General features: G+C 33.7%; 15 protein-coding genes. All 15 read left to right on the top strand.

From position 1 onward, the window contains the following. Window positions 1-164: 164 nt before the first annotated feature. Entirely contained in the window at window positions 165-935 is a 771-nt protein-coding gene (locus EDC18_RS11120; protein ID WP_132253184.1) for a sirohydrochlorin cobaltochelatase, read from the top strand. Window positions 936-946: 11 nt separating this feature from the next. Then, on the top strand, window positions 947-1,579 hold the full coding sequence (locus EDC18_RS11115) for a precorrin-8X methylmutase (protein WP_243115115.1): 633 nt from the start codon (window positions 947-949) through the stop codon (window positions 1,577-1,579). Beyond that, on the top strand, window positions 1,569-2,690 hold the full coding sequence (gene cbiD / locus EDC18_RS11110) for a cobalt-precorrin-5B (C(1))-methyltransferase CbiD (RefSeq protein ID WP_132253180.1): 1,122 nt from the start codon (window positions 1,569-1,571) through the stop codon (window positions 2,688-2,690). Before EDC18_RS11115 ends, cbiD begins: the two co-directional genes overlap by 11 nt. Beyond that, window positions 2,677-3,303, top strand: a complete 627-nt coding sequence (gene cbiE, locus EDC18_RS11105; RefSeq protein WP_165878560.1) for a precorrin-6y C5,15-methyltransferase (decarboxylating) subunit CbiE — start codon at window positions 2,677-2,679, stop codon at window positions 3,301-3,303. The genes cbiD and cbiE overlap by 14 nt, the downstream gene beginning before the upstream one ends. Then, a complete protein-coding gene (cbiT, locus tag EDC18_RS11100) occupies window positions 3,293-3,871 on the top strand; it encodes a precorrin-6Y C5,15-methyltransferase (decarboxylating) subunit CbiT (RefSeq protein WP_132253176.1) in 579 nt (192 codons plus the stop codon). The genes cbiE and cbiT overlap by 11 nt, the downstream gene beginning before the upstream one ends. 19 nt (window positions 3,872-3,890) lie before the next feature. After that, a complete protein-coding gene (gene cobI / locus EDC18_RS11095; RefSeq protein ID WP_132253174.1) occupies window positions 3,891-4,589 on the top strand; it encodes a precorrin-2 C(20)-methyltransferase in 699 nt (232 codons plus the stop codon). Next, window positions 4,589-5,344 (top strand): precorrin-4 C(11)-methyltransferase, encoded by a 756-nt coding sequence (gene cobM, locus EDC18_RS11090; RefSeq protein WP_132253172.1) that lies wholly within the window; start codon window positions 4,589-4,591, stop codon window positions 5,342-5,344. Before cobI ends, cobM begins: the two co-directional genes overlap by 1 nt. Window positions 5,345-5,406: 62 nt before the next feature. Then, window positions 5,407-6,147 (top strand): precorrin-3B C(17)-methyltransferase, encoded by a 741-nt coding sequence (cobJ, locus tag EDC18_RS11085; protein WP_132253170.1) that lies wholly within the window; start codon window positions 5,407-5,409, stop codon window positions 6,145-6,147. Then, window positions 6,144-6,908 carry a precorrin-6A reductase gene (cobK, locus tag EDC18_RS11080; RefSeq protein ID WP_132253168.1) on the top strand — a complete coding sequence of 255 codons (765 nt, stop codon included), beginning with the start codon at window positions 6,144-6,146 and terminating at the stop codon, window positions 6,906-6,908. The genes cobJ and cobK overlap by 4 nt, the downstream gene beginning before the upstream one ends. A 24-nt stretch (window positions 6,909-6,932) precedes the next feature. Next, window positions 6,933-7,976 carry a cobalt-precorrin 5A hydrolase gene (gene cbiG / locus EDC18_RS11075; RefSeq protein WP_132253166.1) on the top strand — a complete coding sequence of 348 codons (1,044 nt, stop codon included), beginning with the start codon at window positions 6,933-6,935 and terminating at the stop codon, window positions 7,974-7,976. Between the two features lies 1 nt (window position 7,977). Then, a complete protein-coding gene (locus tag EDC18_RS11070; RefSeq protein ID WP_132253165.1) occupies window positions 7,978-9,369 on the top strand; it encodes a cobyrinic acid a,c-diamide synthase CobB in 1,392 nt (463 codons plus the stop codon). 1 nt (window position 9,370) lies between these two features. After that, entirely contained in the window at window positions 9,371-9,901 is a 531-nt protein-coding gene (locus EDC18_RS11065) for a cob(I)yrinic acid a,c-diamide adenosyltransferase (protein WP_132253163.1), read from the top strand. A gap of 192 nt (window positions 9,902-10,093) precedes the next feature. After that, complete coding sequence (gene secA, locus EDC18_RS11060) at window positions 10,094-12,661, top strand: preprotein translocase subunit SecA (protein WP_132253162.1); 2,568 nt, start codon at window positions 10,094-10,096, stop codon at window positions 12,659-12,661. 70 nt (window positions 12,662-12,731) lie between these two features. Next, window positions 12,732-13,845 (top strand): peptide chain release factor 2 gene (gene prfB / locus EDC18_RS11055; protein WP_132253160.1). Its coding sequence is split into 2 segments (ribosomal slippage): window positions 12,732-12,806 and window positions 12,808-13,845, totalling 1,113 coding nucleotides; the frame shifts between segments, so codons are not numbered across the junction. Window positions 13,846-13,867: 22 nt separating this feature from the next. Further along, window positions 13,868-14,326, top strand: coding sequence for a chemotaxis protein CheW (locus tag EDC18_RS11050; RefSeq protein WP_132253159.1), 459 nt, complete (start codon window positions 13,868-13,870; stop codon window positions 14,324-14,326). Window positions 14,327-14,640 lie beyond the last annotated feature (314 nt).

Genomic DNA, 14,640 nt, shown 5'->3' with positions numbered 1-14,640 from the left:
GATGGAGGGGTGTAATCAGACATGGTATATAAAAAATATGCTGATTTTTGATAGATAAACCTCTTAACAAATTGTTGAGAGGTTTTCTGTGTTTTTGGAATGGTATCTTTTTCATAAAGTAAAAATAATAACATTAGATTTTAAATGGTTAGAAGGAGAATAACATGAAAAAAGAAAAAGCAATATTAGTTGTTAGCTTTGGAAGCAGTTATAAAGAAGCAAGGGAAAAGGCAATAGAACCTATTGAAGAAAAAATAGAAAAAGCATTCCCTAATTATCACATAGATCGTGCTTTCACATCTTATAGAATTATAGAAAAGTTAAAGAAAGAAGGAATCATCTACCAAAATCCAAAAGAAGCCTTAGAAAAACTCATTCATTTAGGGTATAAAGAAATCTTTGTACAACCCTTGCATATTATTCCAGGATTTGAATATGAAAAAATCAAAGAGATTATTGATGAGGTAGATAAAAAAGACGTTAGGATTGTTTTAAGTCAGCCCCTTCTCTATACAGAAGAAGATTATGAAAGAGTTATTGATGGATTAAAAGCCCAATGCCCACCATTAAAAGAAGATGAAATTGTTCTATTAGCAGGACATGGAACGGAACATAAAGCAAACCAATGCTATATAGAGTTACAAGAAAAGTTAAGAGATATGAAACTGCCTTTCATCGTAGGAACCATAGAAGATGGTTTAGAAGATATTCTATTAGAATTAAATGAAAAAGCATATAGAAGTGTTACATTAATGCCCTTTTTATTAGTGGCTGGAGACCACGCTTTAAATGATTTAATAAGCAATAAGGAAGATTCTTGGCAGACATGTTTATTAGAGCTAGGATATGAGGTAAAAGGTTATTTAAAAGGGCTAGGGGAGAATCCACTCATACAAGAAATGTATGTGAAATATGTGGAAAAGCTTATCAGGTAAGGAGGATATGTGTGTATAACTATATTGAGAACCCACAAGAAATTGAAAGACAAAGCTTTAAAATCATTCACAGTGAAATGAAAAACACAGAATTAGAGCCAATAAAACTTAGCATTATAAAAAGGGTCATACATACAACCACAGATTTTGATTATGAAGATATTCTTTTATTTAAAGAAAAGGTAGAAGAAACACTTTTGAATGCTATGAAAAAAGGTTGTATGATTGTGACTGATACAGAGATGATAAAAGCAGGTATAAGCAAACCATTGGCAAAGGAACTGAATATAACCATGCATTCCTTTGTTGGTACTGAAGAAGCCTATCATATGGCTAAAGAAAAAGGGATAACAAGATCAATGGCGGCAGTAGACATAGCTTTAGACTTGCCACAAGACAAACTATTTGTTATTGGCAATGCACCAACAGCCCTTTATAGAATCCTAGAAAAGAAACAGCTAAATAATGTAAGAGGTGTTATAGGCGTACCTGTTGGATTTGTAGGGGCCAAAGAATCAAAAGAGGCCCTTTGGGAGAGTAATATACCCTCTATTATATCTCAAGGGAGAAAAGGTGGCAGTACAGTAGCTGTAGCCATAGTGAATGCTTTGTTAAGAGAAGCGGTGAAAGCCATTGAAGAATAATTCCCAGTATATTTATAAAGATGGCAAAAAACTAAGAACAGGCTATACAACAGGTTCTTGTGCAGCAGCAGCAGCAAAGGCGGCGGCATGGATGTTGTGCCATCAAGACATTTGTAATCAAATCAAAATAGACACCCCAAAAGGATGGCAATTAATCTTAGACGTACAGAAACCAACTTTTAATGAAACAGAAGCTAAGTGTTGTATTATAAAGGACTCTGGAGATGATCCAGACATCACCAATGGCATAGAAGTATTTGCAAAAGTGACTTTCCAAGAAACTGAAGAAGTAACCATTATAGGTGGTAAAGGTGTTGGGAGAGTCACTCAAAAAGGATTGCAAGTACCTGTAGGACATAGTGCCATCAATCCCACACCTATGAAGATGATTCAAGAAGAAGTAAGGCATGTTATCCCATATCCTCAAGGTGTACAGGTAGAGATAGAGTTACCAAAAGGAGAAGCATTGGCTAAGAAGACCTTTAACCCAAGACTTGGCATTGAAGGCGGGCTATCCATATTAGGGACAACAGGAATTGTGGAACCTATGTCCCAAGAAGCCTTAAAAGATACTATAAAATTAGAATTCAATATCATTAAAGAAAAAGGATACAAAAAGGTTGTTCTAGTCCCTGGGAATATTGGAGAGAAGTTAATAGAAACGTTTTTCAATTATAAAGGAGAGAACTTTATAAAAATCAGCAATTACCTGGGGTATGCATTAGATTTATGTGTTGCTTTAGAATTTGATGACGTATTAATCGCAGGACATATTGGGAAGTTAATCAAGCCAGCAGGAGGTACTTTCTATACCCATAACAGGATAAGTTCAACAAGAATGGAGATATTAACAGCTAACTTAGCTTTATTAGGAATGGCCAATCCACATTTAATTGAGATTATGAATTGTAGAACCACAGAAGAAGCGATGACAATCATAGAAAGAGAAGGGTACAAAGAAATATACCCACTACTGGTAGGTAAAATCGTGGATCATTGTGAAGCCTATTGCTTTGATCAAGTAAAAGTCCATGTTGCATTATTTAGTATGGATCAATTGCTGGCAAAAAGCAATTCTGTATTGGAGATGTTTAAAGATGAACAGAATTAAAATTGTTGGCATAGGTCCAGGACATAAAGATTATATTTTGCCAATAGCATACAAGACCATTGAAGAGGCGGACTTACTCATTGGAGGCAGTAGAAATCTAGAGGTCTTTCAAGACTATAAAAAGGAAACCTTATGTTATGAAGGGAATCTTAAAGAGATTGTTGAAACCATGGCAATCCAAAAAGAGAATAATAAAAAAATAGTGGTTTTGGTATCAGGAGACACAGGGTTTTATAGTCTACTAGACTATATAAAAAACTTTTTTTCTGATGAAGACATTGAAGTCATACCTGGTATTAGTTCTTTTCAGTATCTATTTAGTCGTTTAAAAAGAAGCTACAAAGGCTATGGATTATATAGTTTGCACGGTAGAGATATCCAGGTTGACGCCTATATAGAAAAGCATCAAGGGGTTTTTTTATTAACAGATGAAAAAAATACCCCATCTAGTATTGTAACATCAATAATGGATGCATATGGGCATTGGAAAATGATTGTAGGAGAAAATTTATCCTATGAGAATGAAAAAATTACACAAGGGAAAGTTAAGGACTTTAGGAAGAAAGAGTTTTCAAAACTATGTGTGGTGGTGATAGAAAAGTATGTGGAATAAAACAGTACAAGGCATACCTGATGAACTTTTTATAAGAGGGGATGTGCCTATGACCAAGTCAGAAGTTAGAGCCATTACACTGTCTAAACTGCAGTTAGAGAGAGACTCGTTGGTACTAGATATTGGCTGTGGCACAGGAAGTGTTAGTATTGAATGTGGTTTAAGAGCCAGTGAAGGTTGGATTACAGCTGTGGATCAAAAGGAAGAGGCCATTCATTTAACACAAGAAAATGGGAAAAGATTTCAAGTAAAGAACATAACAACCATTCAAGGAAAAGCCCCAGAAATACTTCCAAAAGAAAACTTTGATAGGATTTTTTTAGGGGGAGGTAGCAAAGACTTAGAACATATAATTGGCTATGCTAAAGCGTATTTGAATCCAGAAGGGATATTTGTTGCAAACACCATTTTACTAAACAGTAGTTATGAGATATTACAACTTCTTAAGAAAAATAACTTTAAAAATATAAATTGTATTCAAGTCCAATTATCAAGAGGATATGACCACAAAGTAGGTTGGATGATGAAAGGGTTAAATCCCATATATATCATTTCAGCTGAACAGTAGAAAAGAAAGGAATAAGAAGATGGCAAAATTTTACGGAATAGGCGTAGGACCAGGAGACCCAGAGCTATTAACCATTAAGGCTTCTAGGATACTATCTCAAATAGACGTTGTATTATTACCACAAACCAAAGAAGGTAAGAAAGGTGTTGCATACACCATTATTGAACCTTATTTAAAGGAAAATCTAGAACATGTCTATGTTAACTTTCCTATGGTGAAAGATGAAAGTATATTTATAGAAGCAGGAAAAGAAGCAGCTAAAGAAGTAGAGAAACACATTGGATTAGGAAAAAATGTTGCCTTTGTTACATTAGGAGACCCGTCTGTATATAGCAGTTATGGCTATATTATTAAAGCCTTGTCAAAGGATATGCCAATTGAAACCATACCTGGTATCACATCTTTTTGTGCATCAGCTGCAATGATTAATCAACCTTTAGTAGAAAAAGATGAAATTTTAAGTATTATTCCTATGAATGCAACAGATGACAAAATAGGTAAAGTTTTAGAAGCATCCGATGCTTTTGCATTTATGAAAATATACAATAGAGAAAATAGAGTATTGGACCATCTTAACACCCATCAAATTATAAACAATAGTGTGTTAATAAAAAGATGTGGTTTTGAAGACAGCCAAATAGACCCCGACATTAAAGAAAATATATTAAAAAACAAAGACTATCTAAGTCTAGTACTCAGTAGAAAGGGGTGTTTATAGTGGTATTATTTGTTGGAGCTGGACCAGGCGATGTTGAACTTATTACAGTAAAAGGCAAAAAGGCATTAGAAAAAGCAGACTGTGTGATTTATGCAGGGTCATTAGTGAATGAACAGCTATTAGAGTATTGTAAAAAGGATGTAGAAATATACAATAGTGCCACCATGACTTTAGAGGAAGTTATAGAAGTAATGAAAACAAAGGCAGCAGCAAGTAAGTTAATCGTACGGTTACATACAGGGGACCCATCATTATATGGGGCCATAAGAGAACAAATGGATGAATTAAGTACATATAATATTCCTTATGATGTTATACCAGGTGTAAGTTCCTTCTTGGGTGCAGCAGCGGCCATTAAAGAAGAATTAACATTACCAGGAGTTTCGCAAACAGTGATTATAACGAGACGAGCTGGTAGAACAGGCAATAATGAAGGGGGGTCCTTAGTGGAATTGGCAAAACACAAAGCAACCATGTCTATTTTCTTATCGGTTCAAGCTATTGAAGATGTTGTAAAAGATTTGCGTACAAGTTATGAAGCTAATACCCCTATAGCAGTCATTTATAAAGCAACTTGGGAAGATGAAAAAATAGTTAAGGGAACATTAGAAGATATAGCAAAAAAAATTAAAGAAGCAGGCATTAATCGATTTGCTCAAATATTAGTAGGTGACTTTATGAAGGATCAATATACCTTATCCAAACTGTATGACAGTAAATTTTCCCATATGTATAGAAATAGAAAAGATAAATAGTAAGTTAAATAAAAATCCTAAGTTTATAAGTTTATAGACAGTCTGAATGAAGAGGTGCAAAAGTGAAAGGTAAAATATATGCAATAGGACTTGGACCAGGAGATTTGCAAGGAATGAGCTTAAAAGCAAAAGAAACCATTATAGATTGTGATGGGATTGTTGGGTATAGGGTATATGTACAACAAATCAAAACACTTATTAGTGAGAAAGACATCTACGAAAATGGTATGGGACAAGAAATAAATCGATGTGAAAAAGCAATAGAATGGGCACAAGAAGGAAAAAAAGTTGCTATGGTATGTAGTGGTGACTCGGGAGTATATGGAATGGCAGGATTGCTTTATGAATTACTTAATAAAAACAATCTTCTAGCTAAAATACCTTTGGAAATCATTCCAGGCGTAACGTCAGCAATGGCTTGTGGGTCTTTGTTAGGAGCGCCAATTGTTGAAGATTTTTGTACCATTAGTTTAAGCGACTATATGACCCCCTATGAAACAATAGAGAAGCGCATTGAATATGCGGCTAAAGGGGATTTTACAATAGCCATATATAATCCAAGAAGTAGCAAACGACCTGAATACTTAAGAAAAGCAGTAGACATTTTATTAGCTATAAGAAGTGAATCAACCCCAGTGGGTATTGTGAGACAAGCCTATAGAGAGGAACAAAAGATCATTAGAACCACATTAGGGAAGATTCCTTTTGAGGAAGTGGATATGTTCTCCACTGTCATTATAGGTAATTCAAAAACAAAGTGGTTGGGTGATTATATGGTTACTTCTAGAGGGTATGCTTTATGATTTTACTACTAGGAGGGACCAGCGATGGTTTAAAACTTGCCAAGGAATTGTATGCTTATACCAAAGACATTATTATGAGTACAGCCACAGACTATGGTCACTTAATTGCAGAAGAAGCTTTTCAAGGAAAGGTAATATGGGGGCAAATGGATGAACGAGAACTTTTGGCCTTTTGTGAGGCATATAAAATCAATCACATTATAGATGCCACTCATCCCTATGCTCAGATCATATCTGAAAATGCCATAAAAGTCTGTAAGGCCTTAAATATAAATTATTGGCGGTATGAACGACCCGCAAGTATAGAGGATAACATTGTAAATGTCATTTGGTGTAAAGATTATTATGAAGCAGGAGAATATATTAATAAAAGAGAAGGTAATGTACTGGTAACAACAGGGAGTAGGCATATTGATAAATTTTTAGAAGGTATAGAAAATATTGAAAGAGTTTTTGTAAGGGTTCTTCCGATAACAGAGAATATAAAAAAGCTTGAAAACTTAAAACTTACGCCAAAGCAAATCATAGCCATTCAAGGGCCTTTTTCAATGAAAATGAACAAAGAAATGTTAGATCATATTAAGGCCAAGTTTTTATTAACAAAAGAAAGTGGCACCATTGGACATACAAAAGAAAAAATAGAAGCAGCTCTTCATTGTGGTGTAGAGGTCATAATGATAAAACGACCATTGGTACAATACCCTAATGTATATGAAACCATAGAAGGATTGATAGGGGCAATAAAAAGAACAGCGATGTAATAGAATAAGGAGAGAAGGGATACAATGAAAAAGATGGCAATCCTAACCTTGACAGAAGGGGGACTAAAGTTAGGGCTAAAGCTAAAAAACCAATACCCTGATGCACAGCTTTATACAATGGAAAAATATGTTACTCAAGGTGCCCAGGCAATAAAACCTTCTCTTAATCTAATGGTTGAAAAACTATTCCAAACCTTTGATGTTTTATGTTTTATTATGGCAACAGGCATCGTTGTAAGGGTTATAGCCCCTTATATAAAAGATAAAAGGGTAGACCCGGCCGTATTGGTAATGGATGAAAAAGGCCAATACATTATTAGTCTATTATCAGGACATCTTGGGAATGGCAACTATTGGGCAGAAAAAATAGGTAAAGACATCAATGGAACACCTGTTATCACAACTTCGTCAGATACAAATGGCATTGTTGCAATAGATACCTTTGCAAGTCATAATCATTGTGCTATTAAGGATATGAAAAAAGCAAAAGACTTAACAGTACTATTATTAGAAGGCAAAACCATAGGGGTAATCAACAAAGAAAAACACAATATTCTATTAAAAAAGCCATACATATTCATTGATAATGAAGAAAGAACAGATGAGTACCCAGAAATAGAGGGTTACGTATATATATCAAAACAAGGGCCTAAAGAAATGAATAAACCTTTTGTTTGGTTAATTCCCAAAGATATAGTTGTAGGTATTGGGTGCAAAAAGGGAAAAACAAAAGAGGAAATAGAAAAAGTATTAAAAGCATCCTTTGAAAAAATAAAGCTACCTTATGAATCTATTAAAAAACTGGCAACAGTTTCTATAAAAGAGGAAGAATTAGGGTTGCAACAATTGGCAAGGGCATTAAAAGTACCTTTAGAAATCCATTCTATTGAAGATATAAAAAAGGTAGAAGATCAATTTCAAGGAAGTGAATTTGTCAAAAAAACCATAGGGGTAAAGTCGGTAAGTGAACCTTGTGGCTATTTGGGGTCTTGTTTTGGTAAATGTATTTTACCAGTTCAGAAAATAGCAGGCATTACAATTTCATTATGGAAAGAAGATGAGGTGTAAAATGAGTTATCCAAGAATAATGATAGCAGGTGTAAGCAGTGGTGTTGGAAAAACAACAGTCACTATGGGTTTGTTAGCAGCACTGTCTAAAAAAATGGTTGTTCAACCTTTTAAAGTAGGTCCAGATTACATAGATACAGCCTATCACTCTTATATTACAGGCAAAAAAAGTCGTAACTTAGACAATTATTTGCTTAACAATGAAACGGTTCAAGGACTATTTATTAAAAATATGAAAGATGCCCAGATTGGCGTTATTGAAGGGGTAATGGGATTATACGATGGAGCTGGGGAAAGCACAGATGTTGGAAGTTCTGCAAGTGTAGCAAAAGTTTTATCCTGTCCTGTCATTTTAGTGGTAGATGGGAGTGGTATTGCTACAAGTGTTGCTGCCCTTGTAAAAGGTTTTGTTGACTTTGACCCAGATCTTAATCTAAAAGGTGTTATAGTTAACAAAGTCAATTCCAAGAGACATTATGACATCCTTAAAGAGGCCATTGAAACCTACACTTCTGTAACTTGCTATGGGTATTTACAAAAAAACAATAGAGGTTCTATAAAATCAAGACACTTGGGCTTAGTACCTAGCTGGGAGATGGAGGATTTAGACCTAAAAATAAAATTATTAACAGAAGACATTGAAAAAAACATTGATTTAGATGGATTAATAGAAGTGGCTAAAAATGTTTCTCAAGACAATATAGAATTGTTTATGGAGAAAAGTGAAATAATAAGTGAAGACATTCATATAGCCATTCCATACGATGAAGCTTTTAACTTTTATTATGAAGACAATCTAGACCTACTAAAAGAATTAGGAGCAACATTACATTTTTTTAGTCCTATAAAAGATAAAGTCATACCTAGAAGGATGGATTTTATATATTTTGGTGGTGGGTTTCCAGAAGTATTTGGTAAAGCACTAGAAGAAAATCACTCAATGAAAAGTGAACTGCTGAAAAAATTACAAGAAGGCATCCCATATTTAGCAGAGTGTGGTGGACTAATGTATTTGTGTGAAGAATTAGTAGATATGGATGGGACTTCTTATAAAATGTTAGGATGGCTTCAAGGAAAATGTGTAATGACAAAGGGATTAAAAAGATTTGGTTATAAAGGGTTAACCCTTGGATTTCATAGTATTTTAGGAAAAAAAGGGACATCTCTTAAAGTACATGAATTTCACCATTCAGAGGCTTTTATCAATCATCCAATGGTATATCACTTAGAAAAAATTAGAAAAGGGGAATTAATAGACCAATACCAGTGTGGCTACATAAAAGGCAATGGTGTGGCTGGGTACCCACATCTACATTTTTATAGTAATAAGGACATTGCAGTTAATATTATAAAAGCAGCGGCTAACTATTCTAAAAGATTAAGGGAGATATAATATGGAAAAAGGTTATATTCAAATCTATACAGGTGATGGTAAAGGAAAAACCACAGCAGCATTAGGGTTAGGACTTCGTGGGGTAGGCAATGGATTAAAAGTCATAATGGTTCAATTTTTAAAAGGAAACCACACAAGTGAGTTAGATTCAGTAAAAAAATTAGAGGGTTCCTTTGAAATCATTCAAATCGCTGGACATAAAAAATTCTTTTGGCAATTGTCATTGGAAGAGAAGGTTGAGTATAAAGAAAAATTGCAAGAGGCATTCAAAAAAGTGAGTATGTTAATGGTATCAAATGACTATGATATATTTATATTAGATGAGATTCTAGGTGCCCTAAAAAATCAAATGGTTACTTTAGAACAGGTTTTAGAGTTAATGGCAAAAAAACCGAATAAAATGGAATTGGTTTTAACTGGTAGGGATTGTCCTAGTGAGCTTATAGAAAAAGCAGACCTAGTAACAGAAATGAAGGAAGTTAAGCATTATTATTCAACAGGAGTAAAGAGTCGTAAAGGGATTGAATTCTAATAAAATATATTCATTTTATTAAAGGGCTGACAATACATAAAAGTTTTAGTAATAGATAAAACTTAAATAAAGACTTTCTGATTAAAATTTTCACATGATTTAATTGTTGAATACTAATAACTAAAATGGTACAATTAAAATTGTATAAAAAAATACAAAGATTGTTAACAAAATTTGGAAGGTGAATGTAAAATGAGGATTATAGATAAAATCTTTGGAACTCATAGTGAACGTGAAATCAAAAGAGTTCTCCCTTTAGTAGATAAAATAGAAGCATTAGAGCCTGAATTTGAAAAGCTATCAGATGATCAATTAAGAAATAAAACGGAAGAGTTTAAAAAACGTCTACAAAATAATGAAACTCTAGATGATATATTAATAGAAGCATTTGCTGTTGTTAGAGAAGCAGCAAAAAGAGTTCTGGGTATGCGCCACTATCCTGTTCAGCTTATGGGTGGTATTATTCTACATCAAGGACGTATATCTGAGATGAAAACAGGGGAAGGTAAAACCTTAGTATCAACATTACCAGCATATTTGAATGCATTAGAAGGCAAAGGTGTTCATATTGTAACGGTTAATGATTACCTAGCTACTCGTGATGCTGAGTGGATGGGAAAAGTTCACGAATTTCTTGGCTTAACAGTGGGTGTCATCACTAATGGCATCGAGAACAAAGAGCGAAGAGAAGCATACGCTTGTGATATTACTTATGGAACAAACAATGAATATGGATTTGATTATCTAAGAGATAATATGGTTATATATAAGGAAGAAAGAGTTCAAAGAGAGTTGAATTACGCTATTATTGATGAGGTTGACTCTGTTTTAATTGACGAGGCAAGAACACCTCTTATTATCTCTGGTTCAACGAATAAATCAACAGGATTATATACAGCAGCGGACTTTTTAGCAAGAAGATTGCAAAAAGGTAAAATACTGGGTGAAATGACTAAGATGGCTGCTTTAATGAAGGAAGAAATTGAAGAAGAAGGCGACTTCGTCGTTGATGAAAAAGCTAAAAATGTGAATTTAACGGATCAAGGTACTAAAAAAGTTGAAGAATATTTCAAACTTGAGAATTTAGCAGATCCAGAAAATATGGAAATTCAACATCATATAATCATCGCATTAAAAGCACATTATTTAATGCATAAAGACAAGGATTATGTTGTTAATGAAGAAGAAATAGTAATTGTAGATGAATTTACAGGTCGTTTAATGCCTGGACGTCGATATTCTGATGGATTACATCAAGCAATAGAAGCAAAAGAAGGGGTAAAAGTAAGAAAAGAAAGTAAAACATTAGCAACTATTACTTTCCAAAATTACTTTAACAAATACTCTAAAAAATCTGGTATGACAGGTACAGCTTTAACAGAAGAGGAAGAATTCAGAGACATCTATAATATGGATGTAATTGTAATACCAACCAATAAACCTGTTGCAAGAATTGACCAACCAGATGTGGTTTATAAAACACATAATGAAAAATTTAATGCAGTAGCCGATGAAATCAAAGAAGCCTATGAAAAAGGTCAACCTGTACTTGTTGGTACCATTACAATTGATAATTCTGAAGAATTAAGTAAATTGTTAAAAAGACGTGGGGTACCTCATAAAGTACTTAATGCCAAATACCATGAAAAAGAGGCAGAAATCGTAGCAGATGCAGGTCTAAAAGGCGCTATTACAATCGCAACGAATATGGCTGGTCGTGGTACGGACATTAAGCTTGGTGAAGGTGTTAAAGAACTAGGTGGTTTAAAAATCATCGGTACAGAAAGACATGAATCTAGACGTATTGACAATCAGTTAAGAGGACGTGCTGGTCGTCAAGGTGATCCAGGGGAATCAAGATTTTATATATCCCTTGAAGATGATCTTATGAGATTATTTGGTTCTGATAAGTTAACAGGAATGTTTAACACATTAAAGTTGCCTGAAGGTGAACCAATTCAACATAATATGTTAACGAAAGCAATTGAAAGAGCACAGAAAAAAGTAGAAAGCAATAACTTTTCTATTCGTAAACATTTATTAGAATATGACCGTGTTATGAATGAACAACGTGAAATTATCTATGAAGAAAGATTAAAAGTTCTTAATGGAGATAATATGCGTGAGTATATTCTTAAAATGGCAGAAGACATTATAGAAAGTACAGTAGATTTCTATATAGGTGACGATCAATTACCTGAAGACTGGGATATTGTTAGATTAAGAGAACAATTAGAGAGTATTATTCCATTTGGTGGGATTGATATTACTGAAGATGAAAGAGAAGATATTAAAAAATCTACTCTAAAAGCAAAATTAAAAGAAGAAGCCATTAAACTATATGAAGAAAAAGAAAAACAATTTGATAATATTGAACAAATTAGAGAGTTAGAACGTGTTGTATTATTAAAAGCCATTGATAAAAAATGGATGGATCATATAGACAATATGGATCAAATGAGACAAGGTATTGGTTTAAGAGCCTATGGACAAAGAGATCCATTAGTAGAATATAGATTTGTTGGTTATGAAATGTTCGATGAAATGAGTGAAGGGATAAAAGAAGATACTGTTAGAATTTTATTCCATATAAGAATTGAGCAAAAAGTAGAAAGAGAACGTGTTGCCCAAGTGACATCAACAAACCGTGGCGAACCCACTGCAAAAGAACCATACAAAAGAACTTCTGCAAAAATTGGTAGAAATGACGATTGTTCTTGTGGAAGTGGTAAAAAGTTTAAATATTGTTGTGGAAGATAGATGTTTTATGATAAGCTAGGATTAGTAATCCTAGCTTATGCTAAATATTTTTATAAGTAGAGGTGTATTTATGGTAGAATTAGAACAGTACAAACAATCGTTAAATAATTACAAAAAACCATTAATAGAGATGAGGGACTCTCTTTGACTTGGCAAGGAAAGAAGAGAAATTAGAAGAACTTGAGAATACAACTTCTGATCCAGAGTTTTGGGCGAATCCTGAAGAATCTCAAAAAATATTAAAAGAAATAAAATCATTAAAAAATCAAATAGAAACCTATGAAAGTATTAAGAGTGAGTTTGAAGATGTGGAAACATTAATTATAATGGGCATGGAAGAAGAGGATCAAGATTTAATTAATGAAGTAAAAGAAAGTCTTGATGTATTTATTGACCACTATGAGACATTAAGAATTAATACCTTATTATCAGGTGAATATGACTCTAATAATGCAATATTAACGTTACATGCTGGAGCAGGTGGAACAGAATCTTGTGATTGGGTGAGTATGCTATTTAGAATGTATTCAAGATGGGCTGATAAAAAAGGGTACTCTGTTGAAACACTTGATTATTTAGATGGTGAGGAAGCAGGCATCAAATCTGTTACCATTCAAATTAATGGAGAAAATGCATATGGCTATTTAAAGTCTGAAAAAGGTGTACATCGTTTGGTGCGTATATCTCCTTTTGATTCTTCAGGAAGAAGACATACATCCTTTGCATCCTGTGATGTCCTACCAGAAATAGATGATGATGTAGATATTGAGATTAACCCAGATGAACTAAGAATAGATACCTATCGATCAAGTGGTGCAGGTGGACAACATGTTAATACCACTGATTCAGCAATTCGTATTACCCATATACCAACTAATACTGTTGTACAGTGTCAAAATGAAAGGTCTCAACATAAGAACAAAGATAGAGCAATGAAAATGTTAAAGGCAAAGTTGTTTGAATTAAAGCAACAAGAGCAAATGGATAAGCTCCAAGGCATTAGAGGAGAAGTTAAAGAAATTGGCTGGGGTAGTCAAATAAGATCATATGTAATGCATCCATATAATATGGTAAAAGATCATAGAACCAATGAAGAAACAGGCAATGTTTCCAGTGTTATGGATGGTAATATTGATTTGTTTATGAATGCGTATTTAAAATGGTATAACGCAAATACAAACTAATTCAAAAGAAGGAGTGAAGCTTATGTCAGTAATACAACAAGTAGTATTTAGAATTGATGAAGAAGAATATGGTATTGATATTATGAAGGTTTTTGTTATTGAAAAATATCAAGAAGTGGTTAAGGTGCCTAATACCCCTGAATATATTGAAGGGGTTATTAATCTAAGGGGAGAGGTACTTCCTATTTATAGTTTAAGAAAGAAATTTAACTTAAACAAAAGGGGTATAGATGATAATACTAAAGTTATCGTTACTTATACAAATGGAATGAAGATTGGATTTGTAGTGGATTCAGTGCAAGAGATTTTAAATATTAATGAAGAGAATGTTGAAGAGACGCCTAAGATTGTTTCTGGAATTAATAGACAGTACATAAAGAGTCTTGCTAAAGTAGATAAGAGAATGATTATTTTGATTGATATTGATAAGATTGTTAGTGAAGAGGAACAAGCAGAGTTATTACAGGCTGCTGAAGTTTAGAATATTGGATTGAGCCATATGCCTTTGGGTGTATGGTTTTTTTTTGGATAGATTTGACCGCTTCAATAATGGTTGCTGGGGCCGCTTCAAGGACAATATACTAGGCTTGGCTGCCTTACTCTTCGATCGGTCGACGCCGAACCTAGTATATTGTCCTTGAAGCTATGTGAAATATTTGATAGTTTATTATTTTTTATGTGTTTAAAAATTAAGTAGACGTTAAATCTAGAAATATTGGGGCCGCTTCAAGGACAATATACTAGGCTTGGCTGCCTTACTCTTCGATCGGTCGACGCCAAACCTAGTATATTATC

Source organism: Natranaerovirga pectinivora (assembly GCF_004342165.1).
GTDB classification, from domain to species: Bacteria; Bacillota; Clostridia; order Lachnospirales; family DSM-24629; genus Natranaerovirga; species Natranaerovirga pectinivora.
This window is presented reverse-complemented; position numbering and strand designations above follow the sequence as displayed.